Here is a 20,852-nt window from a genome sequence, read left to right as displayed (position 1 = left end):
GGACGTTTAGCAATGATATCAAAGGATCAAGTTGCTCACGTGGCAAAACTTGCACGGTTATCTTTCAGCGATGCGGAGTTGGAACAATTTACGCATCAGTTGGACCAGATCATCGCGATGGAAAATGAATTGGCAGAAGTGCCAACAGATGGGGTAACGCCAACAACTCAGGTCAGCGACGAGCGCAATGTCTTTCGGGCAGACGTGCCGGTGACTGACGGACCGACGCGAGACCAATTGTTACAAAACGTACCAGAAAGTAAAGATGGGCTGATCAAAGTACCAACGATCATTGATAAGGGGGAAGCTGACGCATGAGTAATTCCGATTATTTAAGCTACGACCTGCAAACGTTGCATCAGCTTTTGGTCGACAAGAAGGTTACCGCCGTCGCTTTGACCGAAGCGGCGCTGGCGAAAATCAACGCGCAGCAACCAGCGTTGAACGCCTTCATTACGATTAACCAGAAGAAGGCTTTGGCGCGGGCAGCCGAGCTGGACGCGAAAGGAATCGATCCTGACGACCTGTTGGCGGGGATCCCAATCGCTTACAAAGACAATATCGTCACCAACGGCATCCGCACAACGGCGGCGAGCCATATTTTGGATAACTTCAATCCGGTTTATGACGCCACCGTGGTTGAGAAACTAGACGCCGCCGGCACGATCAATCTGGGGAAAACCAACATGGATGAATTTGCCATGGGTTCTTCCACCGAAACGTCTCATTTCGGCGTGACTCATAACCCTTGGGATCTCGAACGGGTTCCTGGAGGCTCTTCAGGCGGTTCCGCCGCCGCTGTCGCCGCTGGTGAGGTCTTCGCGGCCTTAGGTAGTGATACTGGTGGTTCGATTCGCCAGCCAGCCGCTTACAATGGTATTTTCGGGATCAAACCAACTTACGGGCGTGTTTCCCGTTGGGGCTTGATTGCCTTTGGTTCCAGTTTCGACCAGATCGGCGTCTTTACCCGCCGGGCGCAAGACGCTGCAGTGCTGTTAGGCGCGATCAGTGGTCACGATCCGAAAGACAGCACTAGTTCCGAACAAGCAGTGCCTGATTTCACCGCGGCGATCGGCCAAGGCATCAAAGGCTTGAAAATCGCTGTTCCTGACGAATTCTTTGGCGAAGGAATCGCTGAAGATGTTAAGGCCCAAGTTGAAAAAGGCCTGCAACAATTAGCCGACCAAGGCGCGATCATTGATCACGTCCAATTGCCGCATACGAAATACGCGGTACCGGCTTATTATGTCTTGGCTTCCAGTGAAGCGTCCTCTAACTTGCAACGTTTCGACGGGATCCGTTATGGCTTCCGCGCCGCTGACGTGAAGAATTTGGAAGACGTTTACGTTCGCAGTCGTTCTGAGGGCTTTGGGCCTGAAGTTAAACGCCGGATCATGCTGGGCACCTTCGCCTTGTCTTCTGGTTATTATGATGCTTACTTCAATAAGGCCGCGGCGGTCCGGACCTTGATCAAACAAGACTTTGAAAAGATCCTGGCGACCCACGACCTGATCATTGGGCCGACCGCGCCAGATACCGCCTTTAAGATCGGTGTTAATGATGATGATCCGATCACACTGTATATGAAAGATATTTTGACCATTTCCGCCAATATGGCTGGGGTCCCTGCCGCGTCAGTCCCTGCCGGCTTCAATGCTGAGGGCTTGCCCGTGGGCATGCAGATGATCGCCAAACGCTTCGACGAAAGCACGATTTTCCGCGCGGCCGCCGCGTTTGAAGAACTCAATCATTACAATTTGGAAACGCCGACTTTTAAAAATGGAGGTAACGCCTAATGAATTTCGAAACAACGATTGGGCTGGAAGTCCATGTGGAGTTGAAAACCAAGACTAAAATGTTCAGTCCCTCGCCGGTGGCTTATGGCGCGGAACCGAATATGAACACCAATGTGATCGACTTCGGGTTTCCTGGGGTTCTGCCAACGGTCAACCGCGAAGCTTATCGCTTAGGCATCATGGTGGCCTTGGCTTTGAATGCGGAAGTGGCGACCGAGACGCACTTTGATCGGAAGAACTATTTCTATCCAGATAATCCGAAAGCTTACCAGATCACCCAGTTCGAACAACCGCTGGCCCGCAATGGCTGGATCGAGATCGAAGTCGGTGGCAAGAAGAAAAAAATCGGGATCGAAGAAATGCACGTGGAAGAAGATGCCGGTAAAAACACCCACGGCGACGCGGGTTATTCCTACGTCGATCTGAATCGGCAGGGCACCCCGTTGATCGAGATCGTCTCCAAACCAGATATCGCTTCGCCGGAAGAGGCCTACGCATATCTGGAGAAGTTACGGCAAACGATCCAATTCACCGGCGCGTCTGACGTTAAGATGGAGGAAGGCTCGATGCGGGTCGACACCAACATTTCGATTCGACCGATCGGCGCTGACAAGCTAGGCACCAAGACCGAATTGAAGAACTTGAACTCCTTCAATTACGTGCGCCAAGGTTTGGACTACGAAGAAAAACGGCAAGCCGAAGTGCTGCTGTCTGGCGGTCAAATTCGCCAAGAGACGCGCCGTTTTGATGAAACTTCTGGTGAAACGATTTTGATGCGGGTCAAGGAAGGCTCTGATGATTATCGCTACTTCCCCGAACCTGATATTCCGCCATTTGATATCAGTCCGGAATGGATCGAAGAAATCGGTGCCAAGATCCCGGAAATGCCAGACAAGCGGCGGGCCCGTTACGTCGGCGAATTGGGGATTCCCGAATATGACGCTAACCTGTTGACGGACACCAAGGAAATGTCGGACTTCTTTGAAGCGACCTTGGCTGCCGGCGCTGATCCTAAACTGGCGTCGAACTGGTTGATGGGTGAAGTCAACGCCTTCATGAACGCGCATAAATTGGAGTTGCAACAAACCAAGTTGACACCGGCTAATTTAGCGACCATGATCAAGTTGATCCAAGATGGCACGATTTCCTCGAAGATCGCCAAGAAAGTCTTCCAAGAGACGATCCAAAAGGGTACCGAACCAGAAGCGTGGGTCAAAGAAAAAGGTCTCGTTCAAGAGTCTGATCCAACTGTTCTGACCCCGATCATCACCGCGATTCTCGATGACAACGAACAATCGATCATTGACTTCCAGAATGGGAAAGATCGGGCAGTCGGCTTCTTGGTCGGTCAGATTATGAAGCAGACCCATGGCAAGGCCAATCCTAAGGTCGTCAACACGATTCTCATGGCTGAGTTGAACAAAAGATAGTAGAAAGTAGGGTTGCGTAATGCGAATGCGTGCGCGCTTGATTTATAACCCCACGTCGGGACATGAAACCATGCCCCGCAATGTTGGGGAGATCCTTAATGTTCTCGAACGCGCTGGGTACGAAGCTAGCGCGTTTCAAACTACGCCAGAACCAATGTCCGCGGCTAAAGAAGCGCGGCGTTGCGCCCGTGATGGCTTTGATCTGGTGTTAGCGGCTGGTGGCGATGGCACGATCAACGAAGTGGTCAACGGCATCGCGCCGTTGAAACATCGCCCCAAGATGGGGATCATTCCCGCCGGGACCACCAATGACTACGCACGGGCTTTGCGGATCCCACGGGAAGACCCGGTGGAAGCCGCGAAAGTCATTTTGAAGAAACAAACCATCAAAATGGACATCGGCAAAGCCAACGACAATTATTTCATGAATATCGCCGGTGGTGGTTTCATGACGGAATTGACCTATGATGTGCCTTCCGAATTCAAATCGGTCCTCGGCTATTTGGCCTACGTGCTGAAGGGCGCGGAAATGTTGCCGCGGATCCGGCCGATCGACATGCACATTGAGTACGACGATGGCATTTACGAAGGACCAGCTTCGATGTTCTTGCTGGGACTGACCAATTCCGTCGGCGGCATGGAATCGATCGCCCCAGACGCTTCCTTGGATGACGGGAATTTCGCGATGATCTTGGTCAAAACCGGCAATCCCGCGGAGATCATTAAGTTGATGACCATGGTTCTCAACGGCGGGCGTCACATCAACAACCCGAATATCATTTACACCAAGACCCGCAAAGTTGTCGCTAAAACCGTCCACGGCGATGAAATGAAAATCAATCTGGATGGCGAATTCGGCGGCTTGGCGCCGATGACCTTTATTAACCTGCGCCAGCATATCGAAATGTTCGCCAACGTGGATGAGATCCCCAAGACGGCACTGTCGCCAGCAACGGTGGAACAATTTATCGATCAGCAAAAGAACGCGGCTGACGGTGAAGATACCGCAACAACGAAGTAAACAGGCAAGCTTATTGGTCGTCAGTTAGGATTCGGCGCACCGATAAGCTTTTTGTTGCCTTGCGCCGTGCTTGATTGCGGGTTTTGATGGGTGTTGCGCGTGAGCGCAACCGGCTGGGACTGCTGTTGCGGACTGGAACGTGGTGGGCATCGTTTGAAGCCAATCCGCAAGCCCGGCGGCTTGTCTTCAAATCGAGCCTTGTCCTAAGCGGCAAAGCCGCCAAGGACAATTTCAACACTGAGCCGCGCAGTCCCAGCCGGTTGCTAGGCGGAATTGCGGTTACCTGCAATCAAGGCGAAGGATTGGACGAAGTGCTTTTGCAAGTGCGGTGGTCGAATAATTCCACTTGTTTGGTGGTACGGTAACACTAACTGTTTTGAGTGAATGTGTCGGTATATTTCGGATAGAGCCAGTATCCTTGTCTCACGAATTTAGACGGATTCTGGTTGGAAACTGACTGATTCAGTTGATTCACTGAGAACTAGATTTGTTCATCAGACAGACTGTGCTGGTGTCACCAATTTAAAGCTTGTGACCACTAACCACGGCCGTCATTTGCGTGGCTCTCCATCAATTGGCCATAGCTTGCCAGTTGGCGTGAGTGCTCAAACGACTGTTATAACGTTGAGCGGCTGGAGCGGAGAAATTCGGGGTGAGATCGCCGTGAAATTGTCCTTGGCGGCTCTGCCGCTTAGGACAAGGCTCAGCTTTGAGATTCGCGGGTTTTGCGAAGCTCAAAGAGACGCCCACAGCGAGCTCACCCCGAATTTCGCAGCGCAAGCTGCGGCCAACCTACTTTTAACTGAACCAGCAATCATTCAGAAAATCCCTAGAAGTGATCAGACATCACTTTTTCAAGAAAAATGAGGTAAAACATGGCAAAAATTCAAGCACCAGTTCGCAAGAATGAAAAAGGTTCCGGCACCGTAACTGATTTGACCTATGAAGCAATGGGCGTGATCAAGGTCGATGATTATCCCCTGTTCATCGCCAACGCTCTCCCTGGCGAAGAAATTGATTATCTGGTCACCAAAGTCAACGCTCATTATGGCTTCGCTCGCGTGTTGGCGGTCAAAAAGGCCAGTCCAGATCGAGTCGAAGGGGTTGAACGCGTTTATTTGCAGGCGGGCATTGCTCCCTTGGCGCAACTGTCTTACCCAGCCCAGTTGAAATTCAAACAACAACAAGTCATCAACTTGTTGGCCAAAGTGAAATTGCCGTTGACCGTGGCGCCAACGATCGGCGCGGATCAACAAATAGGCTATCGCAATAAGGCGCAAGTGCCGGTGCGAACGATCAAGGGTGTTTTGGAAACGGGGATCTACCGCCAGAAGTCCCATGATTTGTTGCCCTTGAGCAACTTCTTGATCCAGGCGCCGCAAATCGATGCCACCATCAAGGCAATTCGCGATTTGTTACGCGAGTTTGGCGTGCCTGCCTATAACGAACAGTACCACAGCGGCGTGATCCGCCACATTATGGTGCGGCGGGGGCAGGCGACGGGGCAACAAATGGTGGTGCTGGTCAGCAAGCAGCGCCATTTACCCCATGAGATCGAATTAATCGAAGCCATCGCGGCCTTGCCAGAAGTCGTCAGCATCATCATCAATTACAATCCGAAAACCACCAATGTTATTTTGGGCGCGCAAGAACGTTTGGTCCACGGCCAGCCTTATATCGAGGACGAACTTTTAGGCCACAAGTTCCACATTTCGGCGCAATCCTTCTACCAAGTCAATCACGATCAGACTGAGAAACTTTACAAAACCGCAATCGACGCCGCCGACTTGCAACCCGATGATGTGGTCGTTGACGCCTATTCGGGCATTGGTACCATTGGCATCTCCGTGGCGGAAAAGGTCAAAACCGTCAAAGAAATCGAAGTCGTGCCCGAGGCGGTGGCGGACGCCAAAGCCAACGCTCAACTCAATGGTTTGACCAATTTGGAATTCACCGTGGGCAAAGCCGAAGAAGTGATGCCAACTTGGGCTGAACAGCAAGTCAAAATGGACGTCCTGTTTGTCGATCCACCGCGCAAAGGCCTTTCCCCAGAATTTGTCGCAGCGACGCTCCAAGTCAAGCCGGCCAAAATCGTCTACATTTCCTGCAACCCGGCCACATTGGTCCGCGACCTGCGCCTGTTGGTCGATGGCGGTTACAATGCCAAAACCGTTCAGCCAGTCGATATGTTTCCGCTGACAAACCATGTTGAGACGGTGGTATTGATGTCAAGAGTGGATAAGTAAGACTGTAAAAAGGTAAGTAAATAAAGGCTTTCCGTGATTTGAGGTCTGGTTATAAGCCGGAAGGATAATCACGGATTTTTGCTTTGTGGGAAGATATCTAAGAGTGGTGAATTACTCAGTAGATTGACTAATTTAAATATAGGGTTGGTGAGTTGATAAGATTGTTGGCAAAATAACGGTGAGTTGACAAGATGGATATAGGATTGAACTGATAAAATGTTTGAAATGCGTTCATAAAGTAATTACTTTTTAAGTATATATAAAGGTTGAAATAAGAGTGGTAAAATGTTATGATAAAAAGAAAAGGTGGATTTAGGTATGGATAAAGAAGACAAAGTCCAAAAAGAACCGATGGAATTCTATAACATGTCAGATTTTCTTAGAGGACAATCATCAAAATTAATTACTGGATTATCAGATGAAGATAAAACGGCATTTATTTTGAAAAATGGAAAGCCTGTAGCAGTTCTTATCTCACACGAGAGATATGAAAGATTATTAAAAGCAGGAATAGATATAACTGAATACTAAAATATAAAACACTTAATTGCACTAGTCCCTGTCAAGTTGACAGATGAAATAATATAAAGTTGAGTCTGTCTCTAAGCGGCTTCATTCCAGTATTCATCTGGAGTGAGGCCGTTTCTTTGTGCAGAACGATTGTGGTGATTGAAGTATTCAACCCCTTCTTCAACTAGCCTATCGAGTTCTTCTCGGGTTTTCGACCTCGGATGACGAGCCATCCAACGCAATTTAAACTCATTCCACCAACGTTCTATTGGCGCATTATCGTATGGTGTGCCTGGACGGGACATGCTGCGAGTCACGTCGTGACGCCCAAGGAAGTTGTTGAAGGCACCAGATGTATACGCTGATCCGCGATCTGTATGAATCAGTGGATGAACGTCTCCGACACGATCAAATGCATGTTGAAATACTTCTATCTCCGCAGCTGAGGTTTCGGTAATGCTGAGATGATGTGACAAGAGAAGACGTCCATAGAGATCAAGAACACCACTTAGCCGAATCTTGTATTCACCGTTCGGGCCAAATCTCAATTCAGTGGAATCTGACAACCAAACCTTGTTTGGTGCATCTGTTTCGAAATTCTGGTTCAAGACATTGTCTTGAATATATTGCTCATTTGCTTTTTGACGACTGTGTTTCTTGACTCGAATTTGACATCTCAATCCAAGCTCCCGCATCACTCGGCGAACCATTTTATGAGTAACTTCAAAGGTGATCGACTCGTCATGTTGAAGATTTACTAAGAGATTCCCGGCACCGATCCCTTGATGATGGAAGTCAAACCAGTATTGGATTCGTTCCTTGAGTTGACGATCACGGGCTTCCCAAGCAGTTTCTTTTCGTTTTAAGCCTTTGTAGTAAGCCTGCCGGCTTACACCGACAACAGCTAATAGCTTGGTGAGTGCACCGTGCTTGCCTTGACTGACCTCTTTGATTGCGACGTAAGCCGCTCGATGTTGTTTGTTCACCCCTTGTGCTGAAGTTCCAGAAATTTTTTTACGAATTGTTCCACCAATTCTTTGTCTTTAAGCTCAGCTTCTAGTTGACGAATGCGAAGGTTCGCTTTATCAAGATCGGTCAGTTCTGATTCGGGTTTGTGATGACCACGATTATCAACGAGGCCTTCATAGCCGCCGTTCTTAGCCTTAAGCACCCAAGAACGTGCTTGCTGATATGAAACTTGAAAATGTTCTGCAGCCTCAGTGTATGAATGCTTGTGTTTCACCACATACTCAACTACTTCAATTCGTTCTTCAAAGGTCGTCTTCCTACGCATATTGGAGACCTGCTTTCTGGATGACTCTTATAGTGCAGTTGTGGGTTTTGTTCTAATGATAAAAACATACTAATATTTCTCGATCTATTATGTGGGGGAATTGATGTTACTGAGGAAGATGAGTAGCACTAATTTACAGCTGAATCCCTTTTAAATCTAAGGATGTTGAAGCGTGATATAAGGTTATGTCCTATGCTCCAATTACATGTTTGTTGAAATAATTGAATCAACTCTTGACACACTGGGCTTCAGTTGATATTGACAAAATTATTTCAAATGATATACTTGTATCGGGTACAGATACAAGCACAAATACAAGTTTGAGGATTAATTGTTTAAAATCCTCTTATACGTTTAGTGAGGGAGTTATTATGGATACTAAATTTTCAGTTGCTATTCATATTTTGGTTATGATTACAGAGAGTGAGAAAAGTCTGACTTCACAAGCTCTAGCAATAAGTGTTGGAACAAATGCAAGCTACATTCGTAAGGTTATTGGACTTTTAAAGAAATCAGAGTTAATTTGCTCATATCAGGGGAAAAGTGGCTATAAGCTAACCAAAGCTCCAAATCAAATTAGTCTGTTGGACATTTACTATGCTACTCAGGAAATTGATCGCGTTAACCTTTTTCAAATTCATCAAAATCCCAATGAAAGCTGCCCTGTAGGTAAATATATTGAAAATACTTTGAAACTTATTTTCTTGGAAGTTGAGATTCATCTTGCAAAGGAGATGTCTAGTCAGACGCTGGAAGATGTCATCGCTACTCTTTACCAACAAGCCAAAATAGCACGTTGACTAACTAAAAATCTAAATTATTAATTCTAGAACGAACATGTATTTATATGCCATGCAAATAAAAAAATATTGATTGAGAAGGAGGATGTATATATATATGAAAACAGCACAATTAACAGAATATAATAAAAGCAATATTAAACTAAAATTAACAGATGCGCCAAAACCAGAGGTTAGTGCTAACGATGTCTTGATAAAGGTTTCAGCAGTAGGGGTTAATCCTCTTGACAACATGATCTCACGTGGTGAAGTGAAGCTCATTACACCTTATAAACTTCCGATTATTGCGGGTAATGAAGTTGTTGGTACCGTTGAAAGTGTTGGAAATCAGGTTTCGGGTTTTAAAAAGGGAGACCGTATATTTTCTCGACTTCCCTTGAATCGTATTGGGGCTTTTGCCGAATATGTTTGTGTTGATAGTGAAGCGATTGCCTATGTTCCATCTTACTTGTCCGATACCGAAGCAGCGGCTGTTCCTCTAACGGCTCTGACAATCACTCAAGCACTTGAACTGATGGGGGCTGAAAGTGGAAAAACCCTCTTTATTTCGGGTGGTACGGGTGGTGTTGGAGCTATGGCAATTCCGATTGCAAAAGCAAAGGGTCTGACAGTCATTACGAATGGCGACGGCTCAAATAAAGAGCGTGTTATAGGACTTGGTGCAGATCGATTTATTGATTACAAAACGGAAGACTATACCCAAACGTTGCGTCAAGTTGATTACGTTCTTGATACACTCGGTGGTTTAGAGACGGAGAAACAAATGAGCATCCTTAAAAAAGGTGGTCGGCTTGTCTCTCTTCGTGGTATGCCAAATGGTGTTTTTGCAAAACGAATGAATCTACCAAAATGGAAACAGATTCTTTTTGGAATTGTTGGACGTAAATTTGATAAATTGGCAAATAAATATGGTGTGACTTATGACTTTATTTTTGTTGAATCGAATGGTCGACAACTCCAAGAGATTGCAGATTTATTTACAGAACTTCAAATCAAACCATCTATTGACGCCGTCTACTCCTTTGATCAAATCAATGAAGCGCTATACAAAGTTGCCAATGGTCGTTCAAGAGGGAAAACCGTTATCAGTTTTGAAGAAGAGAAATAATGACATACTAAAAACAAAAAACTAATTAATTACTGTTGAGGGACAGAAATCGCTTACCGTGATTTAGAAAAACGCAATTTTAAAATTTCCTTACTTGAAGAAAATCAATATGAATTAACTAGCCTTGTGAATAAAGGAAAAGACTATGAACACGTAGCGGATAAAATTGATGATTTACGCAAAAATCGTCAAACCTTTCTTGTGGAAGAGGTTTCTCTAAGTGGCGAAAATGAACGAATCAAGAATTTGATTGGGTTTATACGCAAGAACAAGTTTCGAACCCTAAAACATCACGATAGGCTAGTGAGGAAAATAGTCGAGAATGCCATAGTCTATGAAGACCACTTCGTCATAGCCTTCAAATCAGTCATTGAAATGGAAATATAAACATAAGCGAAAATAGCCCATGACTATAGAGGAGTTGTGGGTTTATTTGTGCTCGTACAAATATAACAAAATTCTGATAACTATTGTGTTTATCAACCAAATGGTTTATAACGTTATTAGTGTATCCTTGGAGGTGCTTTATGACTACGGCTGAAATGATTAAAGAGCTATGTGAACAAATGAATATAAGCGTTTCAGAACTGGCTAGACGTGTTGGGCAGACACCACAGAATTTTAGTAAGAAATTAAAACGTGAAACGGTGTCCTTAGACGAATTAAAAGTTATAGCTGATGTGCTTGGGATTAAGTTTGAACAGGCTTTTATATTGCCTGATGGTAATGAGATAAAGACTGGTAATAAGGAGGTTGAGGATGAGTAAATTTGATATTTTGACAAAATACATACCTCTAATCCAGTCAGATAGTATCGGAGAATGGATTGTTGACAAAGAGAACGATGGAACACCAGAGCATCCGATAAAGATGCCTTTTGTGAGTTATTCCGAAATGGTAGATAAATTCATTGACGATATTTATAGCTTTGAAGAAGACAATAAGGATATGGAAATGACCCGTTATAAAGATATCCTAAAAGACAACGGATTAGAATGGGATTTTGAATCAATAAAAAATGCTGATGTTACGAACTTGGATGCAAAATGCGTTCTTGCAATGATTATGGGTGCTATAAGGGCTGATCGTTTTTCCGAAGGTACATTATTAAGTTTCTTTAAGAGCGGTTGCATTTTGAAGTGGCTTGAAAGGTTAAGGAACATAGAGTGAAGGAGGTTTGATTTTTTGGATATTAATAAAATGAAAGCTTTACCATATGATGAATTACGTGCCTTATACAGAGAGTTCCTGAATAATCAGAATGTATCGCAAGTAACGGCCAACACAGCATATACGGATACCTTTTATCTTTGGAGGAAAGCCAGCAAGGAGTTGTTCTGGAATACAGTGACTTCTAGTGATTTTGAAAATGAGGCAAGGATTACATTAACAAAGGCTCTTTCTGAGAACTCGACAGGCAATGTAAAATCACTTATTAGTGGTTATACATCTCACCTTAGGAAATTTCGCTTGTTTTTAGCTTCTGATGAAATAACAGAACCATCTGCTATAAAACAGGAAAAGGTTTCAAAACGTGAACATTCCCGTAAGAAGAGATTTGATGTTGAAGTTCCGAATCCATCAAATGAACAAGTTGAGCTATATCTGGCGAAGTGGGAAAACCTAGAGAACTATCGTTTGCAGGAAGATGCGCTAAACAAACTGTTTTTTGAACTCTGCCCGAAAAATACCGATGTCATTGATATTCTTTTAAAGGCTTCTACGCTTAATGATTTTTATAGCACTAACATTTTTTCAATCTATCCAGTTGCTAAGCACATATATAATCTGGATATTGATGCGAGACTTAAAGCTGGTGATGTTACCCTAGTTAGAGATATCCAATATGTAACAATCGGTGATACAAAAAAGAACTTTTATCGCCTATTATTCACGGCGAGGGAAAAGAGTGAATGTCTAAAGATAACAGCAATTCTCCTGTCTGGCTGATGATCAACCAGCTTGAGACGATTCAATGACAACCAAGTTCTGTCCAAGCATGGCTTTGCAACTACGTTTTTACTTGAATAGGCTAATGACTGCAGCCAAAAGAATTGATACGTTCTTGATAGAGAAAAATTTAGAATCAAGTTAAAGGAGCAAACCAATGACTCATCATCAAATTATGTCAGCGCCAATGCCAAACGACAACAGTGCCATCTATCTCAATGAACCGTGGCTGCTCGATCAGTCAAATGAACCCCAGGCGAAATCCGATATCAAAAAAATTCAACAACCGGATACTAGCGCTGATAATGTCCGGGTCTACATCCCGCTAGACTTGAATCGTGCAGCAATTTTAGGCCGTCTTGATGAGGTCATTAGTAGAAATGGAGTATGCAGCGAGGCGAATGAATTGGATTATTCATTGGAAGTTGCTGCCGTTATTTCAAGGCTGGAAATCTATGACCAGGTTCATTTCCGACATGACCAGGAGAATGGTCTCGCCTACGCTGATCGTGATCACAGTCAGAACGGTCAGGCGCTGGCGCAGAAGATAATCGCAAAACTGGCGGAGATCCCAGATGGAGGCGCAGAGTCGTTTCCGTTTGACCTGATTGCGGAACTGAAAGTGGCGTTCGGGTAAATGAAGCTGCTTCGGATATCACAGTCAACGTCGATTTCATTGGCATGAACAGTTCTCCATGATTGCAGCTTGCGGAAATGGTATCCTCCGGCTTGCCAAAAGTACCCAAGCGCTTCATAACGCGAAAGGAGACAAACCATGGCACCAGCAAATCAGGATCAGCTAACAAATTCCAGCGCGGATCAGCAACTATTAAGAGTGGCAACATTTTGGGGACTTGCTTTTGTGTCTGAAGTGCTGCCTATTTTTGAGGCGAATTATCCTGATGATTCCCGACCGCGGCAAGCGTTGGCCGTGACGACCAAGTATGTCCAGGGCGAAAAGCGGGGTCAGGCGCTGCGTCAAGTGTCCATGGCGGTTTTCAAAATCGGGAAGGAGGTTACTGAACCAGCGAAATATGTGACCAGAGCGGTCTCAGCGTTGGCGGCGGTTCCCTATACCCACACCGATCTTCGCAGTGGTGATCAAGGTTGGCGCCAAGCGCGGCATGTCCTTGGCCCAATCGTGTATGCGGCCTATGCGCTGGAGTTGGCGGGTCAGGCGCAAGGCGCTGGCGATGACCTGATTGAGCGCGCGATCACCGCGGCGCCACCTGAAGTTCGGACAATTATCCGTCAATTCCCCCCGCAACCTGACAAAAGGATGCGGCTAGATGAGTTATTTCAACAATTAGACGCTGGGTTTCGCGCCTGAGAGCGTATGTCAATTGGAAACTTCGTGGGGTGTTTGTCACAGAATTTGATCAAACAAGGATTGGGTAATGTTGCTGGAAGGAAAGAGAGGGATTGTAATGATCAGTGCTTTGCAACGTGAGCAAGTTCGACAAATTTTGTTAGAGCAGGTCGAGGTTCAAAAGGGCAACATGATTGCTGATTGTGGTGCGAAGGGTATCATTTCTGGTCAGTTTTATTATGGTGAAGGTGACTCTGATATGTCGGATTTAGCAATCGGCTTTTACGAGATTCTCTATCGTGAGCTTCTTGCTGGCAAAAAAGTTCTTGTGGCAGCAGATCGGAATGGAGCAAAGGGGAAACTTGTTGATCTGAATCTAGCAGGCGACACCATGAACACAGGCGTCTACCACGGAGGAACGAAAGAAAGAATAGAAGGTAAAAGGCGACATTGTTTGGCCAACTTTTGGTTGATCCCAATGGTTCATGGTCGTCGCTCACAGAAGTTGCATCGTGATTATATGAAGCAGTATTGCGATGATGTTGTAAGAATGATTGCCTCTCAGAGTGCTTATTTTTCCGCTTTTCAAGATTTCCCTGATTTTATGGTGCGCCATTTCATTCCTCGTGAGTTTTCGTCTGATACAATAGAAGCACAACTCAAGTTTATTGATGATCGGGCCAAACTGATTGCGAACTCTTCAAAGGCCAGCGAGTTATGGGATTACTTTAATAGGTTGAAGCTTGTTGATAAGCATATTTCCTAATACGTGTTGGGTTTTAAAATTGTTTTTCTGCAGTTAACGGTACTGGAGCTCGCAATCACTTCTGCCGGTAATCATTGACGCAATCACTTAGTCCATTACCAAAATATGAGAACCAACCAGTAACGGTTCAGCTTGACCTGGCGAAAATTTCCGCCGTGATCGAGCTGAACCGTTATTTGAAACGTGTGCACCGACATAGCTCCCTGTGGCTTAACGACGTAATTGTTCGAAATCAACGCGCGGTTCCAAACAATTGCTAGGCTACTGCTCTGGAGCTATCCGTGTTGATTCACACTGGGTTGTTACCGAAGATTACATGCAGAGATCCTGAAATCCAGAGTTCGATCGGTCAATCTACCAGTTTTCGTTCAATCTACTTGATCGCCGTTTCAATATCGCTCCAGCCGTCAAGCAGGTCGGAAATGGTGCGCCCTGGCAAAATTTTGCTGTTTTAGCGTATAGAAATGACGCTAAATCTGCTATGCTAGGGTTAAACTAATGCGCGCGCTGGCTGTTTGAAACGACCCGCGGAAATCGTGCTCAAGGGCGGTTGATCGCGGAGATTTGGTGTCATAGTGAAAACCGCGACGAACACTGGTTGGGCAATCGCTAAGCAGCGTGTTGACCTGATGTGGATAATATCGATATTTTATATTAAGAATAGTTGATAAGCCTTGTTTGGCGACCAGACAACGAAAGGAGGTCATGATTATCTTCGAGGAGTTTTTTAGCCAGGCGCCCTTGACCAAGTTGACGCTGACTTCCAATTATTTGCAATTCTTCCCGGCGGAGATGGATGAAAGTCTTATCCAGCAAGTGACGATTGATGTTCAGGGACACATTGAATTCATTGAAGAGTTGAGCCATTCGGGTTTGAATCTGCGCCGCAAAAAAATTCAAAACGAACCACTCGTTGCGCAACTACTATTAGTGACCATCGGAACCGCTTTTCTGCAGAGGTTGCCAGAGGTGTCGCAAACAGACCGGGGAACTTGGGAACTGAGCTTGGAGAATGCTGCCGGTCTGACACAGCCTTTTCGTGGTTCGTTGGGGCAGTGTTTTGCTGAACCAACGCTGAACTTGTCGGAATTGATCCGAACAACGATCAAGCTCCCGAATGTCATTGCGTTTGGCGAACCGCAGCCAATTGACCTGATTCAACGGATCACGATCGATTATCATAAGGTGCGGCAATTTAACTTCGACCAGTTTGCGAACTGGCTTCACGATCCAGAGTTCCCTGCAATCAAGTTCACGGACGACCAGACAGAACAACTGATCATCGACCGACCAACCGCGACGATCACCCGTATTCAAGATCAAGGCTCAGGTTGTAAAATAACACGAAAATATGAATTCACCAATCAAATTGCTAAATTACTTGACGATTTTGCGGAGATCGGCTTATTTGCTTATACGGAAGGTCAGGCAGCTAATGGAAATGCAACTCCCGACCAGTTCAAGGATTATCGCATCACGATCGATTATGAAAAGAAGCCGCAACGAGTGCTTCGCGGCAGCTTTGATAAAAATGGGCTTCCTGAGGACTTTCCCACCTTCGCGGAAGAACTCAATCAGGTTTTTCAGCTTTATGATCAAAGTGACTTGCTAGACCCGGAGATTTATGACAAGACAGAACGGCGCGCCTCGGATTTGATTTTTTGCCGGGTCATGTTTAAAGGTGGCGGGAAGAGTTATTACTACCTAACTGATGATGAACAAATCGCCGCTGGGGATTTTGTTATCGTTCCAGCAGGCCCCGATAATCATGAGACTACTGTTAAAGTGATCGCAGTCGAATATTTTAGCTTAGCGAATGCGCCAATGCCCGTTGAAAAAATCAAACGGATCATTCGTAAAACAATTCCGCCAGACTAGGATTGCGTTGGCCGGCAGATCAATTGCGTTGCTCTGAAACGGACTTGTACTGAGAAGAACCTCATGGCGAAAATTTCTATCTCGCACGATCAAGTATTGATCGAATTGGCATTAGACATACGGAAAAATATCGGAGGATGTAGACCATGGCTAGACCGACTTCAAAGGCGGAACTACTGATGGCCGCGGCGACCCAATTTGATCAATTGAAAAAGTGGATCGCCCAGTTACCAGCGACCGCGCAGACGGCGGATTTTACTTTCCCACTGACCGCGAAGGATCAAGCCGCCCATTGGCAACGTGATCGTAATTTGCGCGATGTTTTGGCGCATTTGCTGGAATGGCATCAGTTGCTGTTGAACTGGGTCGCGGCCAATCGTGGCGGGGTTCAGGTGACGCCGTTTTTACCCGCGCCTTATACGTGGCGGAATTACGGCGGATTGAATACGGAATTTTGGCGGCAACATCAAGCGACTAGTTTGCTGGCGGTGCAGACGGCTCTGCGGCAAAGTCATCAGGAAGTGTTGGCCTTGATCAACACTTTTTCTAATGAAGCACTGTTCACGAAGGCGTATTTCAATTGGACTGGCAGCACCAGTCTGGGCAGTTATTGCATCTCGGCCACCAGCAGTCACTACGCTTGGGCCGCTCAGAAAATCAAACGGCAGTTGCGGGCACTGAAGTCGACGTAACGCGGTTGCCCGATAATTCGCGAGTTAATTCAATGGTAAAATGGTGACTTGTTTTTCCCGTCATCATTGTCAATCGCAATGGAGAAGCTGAGAAACTAGCTTTGACGAAAGGGGAGAATGGCATGCGCACACTTGTGGTTGGTGATCTGCATTTGTTGGGCTCAACGATCTTGCCGCTGGTGACGGCGAAATTAACGGACTTGGCGGTGGATCAGGTGGTCCTGTTAGGCGATTATTTCGATCAGTGGTCGGAAACTGAAAATAGTAAACTGTATCAGCGTGAGTTGGTCTTTTTGACGGATTGGGTCACGGCTTTGCGTGCGCAAGGAACGCCGGTGGTTTGCTTATTGGGCAATCACGATGTTCCTTACCTGACTGGGAGTCTGAGCCACTATTCCAGCGCCGATCCTGTGGTTGGCCGGGAAATCAGTGCTGGCCTATTCCACTTGGGTTGTCAACTGGCGCTGAAAAGCGATGGTTATCTGCTCAGCCATGCCGGCTTCGTTGATACCGAAGCACCGGAGCACTGGTATTTTGCACCGCTCAGTCGAAGTCATTTGTCCGACTTGAGCCGTTTAGATCACACCATTGGTTTTAGTCGTGGTGGGTTGGCGCGCTGGGGCAGCTTATTGTGGGCTGATTTTGATACTGAGCTGAGTGGTTATTTCAATCCGGATTATCCGCGGCAGATCGTCGGCCACACCCCGGTAACGCAACTGACCCGTGAGCGTGCTGACGGGACGATTATTGATGTGGACACGTTTAGCTTGTTTTCGAATCATCGCCCGATCGGCAATGGTGATCTGTTATTGTTGGTTGATGGACACGTTCAAATTATTCCCACTGATTTTTGTGAAGTCCTCGCCGCTAAGCAAACCCATGGTGATTTGTTTCCTCCGTCATAACAAAACCGGTTCTAATTTTTACTTATCATTTAATGGTCAAGCATTTTAAAATCGCCATTTCAAAATCGGCTGGTGCAAATTCAACTAAGGAGCATCGTTATGGAAGTGATCTCAGTTCGAGAACGGCCGGAATTCGCGCCGGCCGCGATCGCGTATTTTCAAAGTAAGTGGGCCGATGCGGACAGTCGCATGGTCTATCAGGATTGCATCACTAATTGTCTGACCACGACGGCGGCCTTGCCCCAGTGGTATTTGTTGCTGGATCAAGGGCGAATTATTGGCGGCGCCGGCTTGATCCCCAATGATTTCATCAGCCGGATGGATCTGTACCCCTGGCTGTGCGCGCTGTTCATTGAAGAAGATCACCGCGGCCACGGGTATAGCGCCAAATTGATCCGGCGCGCCGAACAAGATTGTCGACGCGCTGGTTTCGAGCAGTTATATTTGTGTACGGACCACATCGGCTATTACGAACATTATGGTTTTCACTACTTGGCCGCCGGTTATCATCCGTGGGGCGAACAGTCCCGAATCTACCAAAAACAGTTGTAAACCAGAGTGCGGAGCGCAACGGGTTGACTTTGAGCATTAGCCTAAGAATTGGCTTGGAAGCTGGGCTTTGCTTCCGAGCCAATTCTGTAGCTAAGCGCAGAAGTTAGTTGCGCGCAGCACGTTTCGACCATGCCCGCGACTTGCACTGCGAGAATTGGGGTGAGCTCGCTGTGGGCGTCACTTTGAGCTTCGCAAAACCCGCGAATCTCAAAACTGAGCCTTGGTCTAAGTGGCAAAGCCACCAAGACCAATTTCACGGCGATCTCACCCCAATTCTCTCCGTTTCAGTCGCTCACCGTTTTCCAATTTTTTCTCGCTGGTGAGCACGTTTCAAAAAATAACGCCACTCACTGAATCAGGTTGGTGACTCGGTCAGCGCACCTGTTACATCGCCGATCCAGAAGGTAACTTGATCGAGATCGGTTCCTTTAACCAACCTTTCTTAGAGAAAGATTAGGAGCAGGACTAACCAGCGGTGCGGGTCATCTTTTGAAAGAATCATGATCGATCAAGAAAAAAGCCCGCATGGCGCGGGCTTTTTTGAAACGTGTTCACCACCCCCAGCTGATTTCAGAACAGAATTATGCCGATCTGCAATCGAGGTTAAGTTTTTGATGAAGTACTTTGGTGGGCTAGCGGTCAAACGAAAACCTGCGCTATTATGATCGAGCCCGTGCCAGCCATTGCGATACTCCGGTGACACCCTTAGCCAAGCAGAACAATCCAGTTCAGACAAACTGGTTATGCGAATCTGTCGCGACAAATTTTGGGTTGTGATCGGGGTTGCCCTAGTACATCCGGCAAACTGTTCCGGTGTCACCCACACGAGAAATTATAATCACTAATCGCGGTCGTCAATTGCGGTGAACCACATCATTGAGACATCGCTTCCGAATTGGGCGTGATCGCTCAATCTGGAAAGTACGACGGAGCAGGTGGAGCGGAGAGATTCGGGGTGAGATCGTCGTGAAATTGTCCTTGGCGGCTTTGCCGTTTAGGACAAGGCTCAGCTTTGAGATTTTCGGCGTCCTTCCGAAAAGCTCAAAGTGATGCCCACAGCGAGCTCACCCCGAATCTCGTAGCGCAAGCTGTGGCCAAGCTATTTTTCAAAGCAATGGCTAGGCTAATGATTAGGAGCTACCCGGGGTGGTTCATACTCTGCCAACGCGGCTAGCGCGCGGAGATTGGTCAGAAAAGCGTGCTTGGTGATCGGTCGCAACAAGGTCAGCGGGACACCGGGAAGTGCCTCGGTATCAATCATCACCGTTTCCGCAACAATGGTACTGGGGCCATTGTCGATCAGTTTGAATTGCACGCGGTAGGCTAGCCGTTCGCCTTGAATCGAATAGGTGATCAGATCCGTGTTTTGGCTGATCGTTAGTTCTTCAGACTGATTGATCGCCTCGCGGTCGCGCCCGATTTGATAGCGTCGAGTGCTTCCCGTCGGTTGATTTGGGTGGCTTGATTTGTTCGATTGAATCGGTTGGATCGATTGGATCGCCGGATTCCACCGGATCAAGCGACTGGGATCCAATAAGATCGCGCCGATCGTCGCCGCCTCCGCCTGAATAGTCATGGTGTTGTCGAAAAAATTTTGCATGATGAGTCACGCTCCTTCTAAAGAATGACTTCAGCATACTTGTGATCGTGCTGATCGCCTAATCAGAATACTGATATCGATTAGGACTTCATCGGCGAGAACTCCATTAGACTAAAATTTGTAAACTTTTTCGTGGAAAAGCTCGGCAAGAAAAGTGGCGTGGTCGTGCGCCTGTTTTTTCTCTGGGGCGGTCCCGGCGGATTCTGTGAGCAAGGCCCGCAAATAATAGCAGTTGGCCAAGAGATAGTGAGAATCGTGGGCGGTGATGAAATCGATCCCCTGCGTTAATTGCTTGAGCCCAGCCCGTGGTTTGTCTAGATAATAGTTGGTCAGGGCGGCCAAATAAAAAACGATATTGAGATTTTCATCAAAAGGGGCGCTTTCAATATCGGCCAGCGCCTGATCGACCTGGGTCATGACTCCCTGAGTTTGGCCCGATTTGGCTGTGAGACAGGCGTAAGTCACCTTGGCCAACCGCGTTAATGCAGGTTGCGCTGTTGTTGCGCTAGCCAAAGAGAGCCGGAGTGAGCCTTGAACTTTTGCCAAATCAGGTTGTGGCACCGCTTGCAGTTGCGCCACCGCCAGATAATAGTAATAGGATTGAGTTTGGGCAGTTGTACTGATCGAAGCGATCACATCGGCTCGTAAAAGCAGCGCCAACAATTCTTGATAGCGATGTTGGTTGCATAGCGCGATCGTCTGGGCATTGAAGCTCGGCTGGCCGCTGACCGCATAGTTGGTTGCCAGACTAAAAGTGTCCAGCGTCAGCGCCAGACGATGACTCAAGGCGATCAATAGTTGGGCATTAGGAATATATTGGTCGTGTTCGATCGCCGAAAGCATGGATTGGGAACAGATCCCGGCGCAGAGTTGAGTTTGTGTCAGTTTAAGTTCCTGACGCCGCCGTTTCAAAAGACTACCGATCGTTACCGCCATTAAGTTACCCCCTTTATTACTAGAGAGTGTGAACCGACCTGAACAGCTCCTGAGCATTA

At 46.7% G+C, this 20,852-nt stretch carries 22 protein-coding genes; 18 read left to right on the top strand and 4 right to left on the bottom strand.

Going from position 1 to position 20,852, the window contains the following annotated elements:
• The first annotated feature begins 12 nt into the window (after positions 1–12).
• The 6 genes from gatC to OCU21_RS04415 all read left to right on the top strand — a co-directional run bounded on the left by gatC (position 13) and on the right by OCU21_RS04415 (position 7,024).
• On the top strand, positions 13–318 hold the full coding sequence (gene gatC / locus OCU21_RS04440) for an Asp-tRNA(Asn)/Glu-tRNA(Gln) amidotransferase subunit GatC (protein ID WP_261806281.1): 306 nt from the start codon (positions 13–15) through the stop codon (positions 316–318).
• Complete coding sequence (gene gatA / locus OCU21_RS04435; protein WP_261806280.1) at positions 315–1,796, top strand: Asp-tRNA(Asn)/Glu-tRNA(Gln) amidotransferase subunit GatA; 1,482 nt, start codon at positions 315–317, stop codon at positions 1,794–1,796. The genes gatC and gatA overlap by 4 nt, the downstream gene beginning before the upstream one ends.
• On the top strand, positions 1,796–3,226 hold the full coding sequence (gene gatB, locus OCU21_RS04430) for an Asp-tRNA(Asn)/Glu-tRNA(Gln) amidotransferase subunit GatB (protein WP_261806279.1): 1,431 nt from the start codon (positions 1,796–1,798) through the stop codon (positions 3,224–3,226). The genes gatA and gatB overlap by 1 nt, the downstream gene beginning before the upstream one ends.
• A gap of 19 nt (positions 3,227–3,245) precedes the next feature.
• On the top strand, positions 3,246–4,247 hold the full coding sequence (locus OCU21_RS04425; protein WP_261806278.1) for a diacylglycerol kinase: 1,002 nt from the start codon (positions 3,246–3,248) through the stop codon (positions 4,245–4,247).
• A gap of 875 nt (positions 4,248–5,122) precedes the next feature.
• Positions 5,123–6,493 carry a 23S rRNA (uracil(1939)-C(5))-methyltransferase RlmD gene (gene rlmD, locus OCU21_RS04420; protein WP_261806277.1) on the top strand — a complete coding sequence of 457 codons (1,371 nt, stop codon included), beginning with the start codon at positions 5,123–5,125 and terminating at the stop codon, positions 6,491–6,493.
• Between the two features lie 318 nt (positions 6,494–6,811).
• Entirely contained in the window at positions 6,812–7,024 is a 213-nt protein-coding gene (locus OCU21_RS04415) for a type II toxin-antitoxin system Phd/YefM family antitoxin (RefSeq protein WP_115641632.1), read from the top strand.
• Positions 7,025–7,095: 71 nt separating this feature from the next.
• Here the strand turns inward: OCU21_RS04415 and OCU21_RS04410 are convergent, their stop codons facing one another.
• Positions 7,096–7,989, bottom strand: coding sequence for an IS3 family transposase (locus tag OCU21_RS04410; protein ID WP_261806276.1), 894 nt, complete (start codon positions 7,987–7,989; stop codon positions 7,096–7,098).
• Positions 7,986–8,297 (bottom strand): helix-turn-helix domain-containing protein, encoded by a 312-nt coding sequence (locus tag OCU21_RS04405; protein ID WP_261806275.1) that lies wholly within the window; start codon positions 8,295–8,297, stop codon positions 7,986–7,988. Before OCU21_RS04405 ends, OCU21_RS04410 begins: the two co-directional genes overlap by 4 nt.
• A 371-nt stretch (positions 8,298–8,668) precedes the next feature.
• Between OCU21_RS04405 and OCU21_RS04400 the strand changes: the two genes are divergently transcribed.
• From OCU21_RS04400 to OCU21_RS04345, 12 genes are all read left to right on the top strand, one after another.
• Positions 8,669–9,097, top strand: coding sequence for an Rrf2 family transcriptional regulator (locus tag OCU21_RS04400; RefSeq protein WP_261806274.1), 429 nt, complete (start codon positions 8,669–8,671; stop codon positions 9,095–9,097).
• 97 nt (positions 9,098–9,194) lie between these two features.
• Entirely contained in the window at positions 9,195–10,205 is a 1,011-nt protein-coding gene (locus OCU21_RS04395; RefSeq protein WP_261806273.1) for an NADP-dependent oxidoreductase, read from the top strand.
• A gap of 527 nt (positions 10,206–10,732) precedes the next feature.
• Positions 10,733–10,972, top strand: coding sequence for a helix-turn-helix domain-containing protein (locus tag OCU21_RS04390; protein ID WP_261806272.1), 240 nt, complete (start codon positions 10,733–10,735; stop codon positions 10,970–10,972).
• Positions 10,965–11,375, top strand: coding sequence for a DUF6508 domain-containing protein (locus OCU21_RS04385; RefSeq protein ID WP_261806271.1), 411 nt, complete (start codon positions 10,965–10,967; stop codon positions 11,373–11,375). The genes OCU21_RS04390 and OCU21_RS04385 overlap by 8 nt, the downstream gene beginning before the upstream one ends.
• Positions 11,376–11,390: 15 nt before the next feature.
• Positions 11,391–12,155, top strand: a complete 765-nt coding sequence (locus OCU21_RS04380; RefSeq protein WP_261806270.1) for an HI_0787 family protein — start codon at positions 11,391–11,393, stop codon at positions 12,153–12,155.
• Positions 12,156–12,312: 157 nt separating this feature from the next.
• Positions 12,313–12,792 (top strand): hypothetical protein, encoded by a 480-nt coding sequence (locus OCU21_RS04375; protein WP_261806269.1) that lies wholly within the window; start codon positions 12,313–12,315, stop codon positions 12,790–12,792.
• Positions 12,793–12,930: 138 nt separating this feature from the next.
• Positions 12,931–13,485: a putative immunity protein gene (locus OCU21_RS04370; RefSeq protein WP_261806268.1), complete on the top strand. Its 555-nt coding sequence runs from the start codon at positions 12,931–12,933 to the stop codon at positions 13,483–13,485.
• Positions 13,486–13,552: 67 nt separating this feature from the next.
• Positions 13,553–14,230: a hypothetical protein gene (locus OCU21_RS04365; protein WP_261806267.1), complete on the top strand. Its 678-nt coding sequence runs from the start codon at positions 13,553–13,555 to the stop codon at positions 14,228–14,230.
• Between the two features lie 705 nt (positions 14,231–14,935).
• Complete coding sequence (locus OCU21_RS04360) at positions 14,936–16,108, top strand: hypothetical protein (protein ID WP_261806266.1); 1,173 nt, start codon at positions 14,936–14,938, stop codon at positions 16,106–16,108.
• 146 nt (positions 16,109–16,254) lie between these two features.
• Positions 16,255–16,800 carry a ClbS/DfsB family four-helix bundle protein gene (locus OCU21_RS04355; RefSeq protein ID WP_261806265.1) on the top strand — a complete coding sequence of 182 codons (546 nt, stop codon included), beginning with the start codon at positions 16,255–16,257 and terminating at the stop codon, positions 16,798–16,800.
• A gap of 122 nt (positions 16,801–16,922) precedes the next feature.
• On the top strand, positions 16,923–17,705 hold the full coding sequence (locus OCU21_RS04350; RefSeq protein WP_261806264.1) for a metallophosphoesterase: 783 nt from the start codon (positions 16,923–16,925) through the stop codon (positions 17,703–17,705).
• A gap of 99 nt (positions 17,706–17,804) precedes the next feature.
• The gene (locus OCU21_RS04345; RefSeq protein ID WP_261806263.1) at positions 17,805–18,257 is read left to right on the top strand and encodes a GNAT family N-acetyltransferase; all 453 of its coding nucleotides are present in this window, start codon (positions 17,805–17,807) and stop codon (positions 18,255–18,257) included.
• A gap of 1,123 nt (positions 18,258–19,380) precedes the next feature.
• Here the strand turns inward: OCU21_RS04345 and OCU21_RS04340 are convergent.
• Together OCU21_RS04340 and OCU21_RS04335 are read right to left on the bottom strand one after the other, a co-directional pair.
• On the bottom strand, positions 19,381–19,857 hold the full coding sequence (locus tag OCU21_RS04340) for an SRPBCC family protein (RefSeq protein WP_261806262.1): 477 nt from the start codon (positions 19,855–19,857) through the stop codon (positions 19,381–19,383).
• 111 nt (positions 19,858–19,968) lie between these two features.
• Positions 19,969–20,793 carry a helix-turn-helix domain-containing protein gene (locus OCU21_RS04335; protein ID WP_261806261.1) on the bottom strand — a complete coding sequence of 275 codons (825 nt, stop codon included), beginning with the start codon at positions 20,791–20,793 and terminating at the stop codon, positions 19,969–19,971.
• Positions 20,794–20,852 lie beyond the last annotated feature (59 nt).

The sequence above is a fragment of the Lapidilactobacillus luobeiensis genome (assembly GCF_024345205.1).
GTDB classification, from domain to species: domain Bacteria; phylum Bacillota; class Bacilli; order Lactobacillales; family Lactobacillaceae; genus Lapidilactobacillus; species Lapidilactobacillus luobeiensis.
Note: the sequence above shows the minus strand (reverse complement) of the source record. Positions and strands in the feature narration are given on the sequence as shown.

Bases quoted from the DNA above. Each gene is read 5' to 3' on its own strand.
- gatC (WP_261806281.1), top strand. From the start codon at position 13: ATGATATCAAAGGATCAAGTTGCTCACGTGGCAAAACTTGCACGGTTA.
- gatA (WP_261806280.1), top strand. From the start codon at position 315: ATGAGTAATTCCGATTATTTAAGCTACGACCTGCAAACGTTGCATCAG.
- gatB (WP_261806279.1), top strand. From the start codon at position 1,796: ATGAATTTCGAAACAACGATTGGGCTGGAAGTCCATGTGGAGTTGAAA.
- OCU21_RS04425 (WP_261806278.1), top strand. From the start codon at position 3,246: ATGCGAATGCGTGCGCGCTTGATTTATAACCCCACGTCGGGACATGAA.
- rlmD (WP_261806277.1), top strand. From the start codon at position 5,123: ATGGCAAAAATTCAAGCACCAGTTCGCAAGAATGAAAAAGGTTCCGGC.
- OCU21_RS04415 (WP_115641632.1), top strand. From the start codon at position 6,812: ATGGATAAAGAAGACAAAGTCCAAAAAGAACCGATGGAATTCTATAAC.
- OCU21_RS04405 (WP_261806275.1), bottom strand. From the start codon at position 8,297: ATGCGTAGGAAGACGACCTTTGAAGAACGAATTGAAGTAGTTGAGTAT.
- OCU21_RS04400 (WP_261806274.1), top strand. From the start codon at position 8,669: ATGGATACTAAATTTTCAGTTGCTATTCATATTTTGGTTATGATTACA.
- OCU21_RS04395 (WP_261806273.1), top strand. From the start codon at position 9,195: ATGAAAACAGCACAATTAACAGAATATAATAAAAGCAATATTAAACTA.
- OCU21_RS04390 (WP_261806272.1), top strand. From the start codon at position 10,733: ATGACTACGGCTGAAATGATTAAAGAGCTATGTGAACAAATGAATATA.
- OCU21_RS04385 (WP_261806271.1), top strand. From the start codon at position 10,965: ATGAGTAAATTTGATATTTTGACAAAATACATACCTCTAATCCAGTCA.
- OCU21_RS04375 (WP_261806269.1), top strand. From the start codon at position 12,313: ATGACTCATCATCAAATTATGTCAGCGCCAATGCCAAACGACAACAGT.
- OCU21_RS04370 (WP_261806268.1), top strand. From the start codon at position 12,931: ATGGCACCAGCAAATCAGGATCAGCTAACAAATTCCAGCGCGGATCAG.
- OCU21_RS04365 (WP_261806267.1), top strand. From the start codon at position 13,553: ATGTTGCTGGAAGGAAAGAGAGGGATTGTAATGATCAGTGCTTTGCAA.
- OCU21_RS04360 (WP_261806266.1), top strand. From the start codon at position 14,936: ATGATTATCTTCGAGGAGTTTTTTAGCCAGGCGCCCTTGACCAAGTTG.
- OCU21_RS04355 (WP_261806265.1), top strand. From the start codon at position 16,255: ATGGCTAGACCGACTTCAAAGGCGGAACTACTGATGGCCGCGGCGACC.
- OCU21_RS04350 (WP_261806264.1), top strand. From the start codon at position 16,923: ATGCGCACACTTGTGGTTGGTGATCTGCATTTGTTGGGCTCAACGATC.
- OCU21_RS04345 (WP_261806263.1), top strand. From the start codon at position 17,805: ATGGAAGTGATCTCAGTTCGAGAACGGCCGGAATTCGCGCCGGCCGCG.
- OCU21_RS04340 (WP_261806262.1), bottom strand. From the start codon at position 19,857: ATGCAAAATTTTTTCGACAACACCATGACTATTCAGGCGGAGGCGGCG.
- OCU21_RS04335 (WP_261806261.1), bottom strand. From the start codon at position 20,793: ATGGCGGTAACGATCGGTAGTCTTTTGAAACGGCGGCGTCAGGAACTT.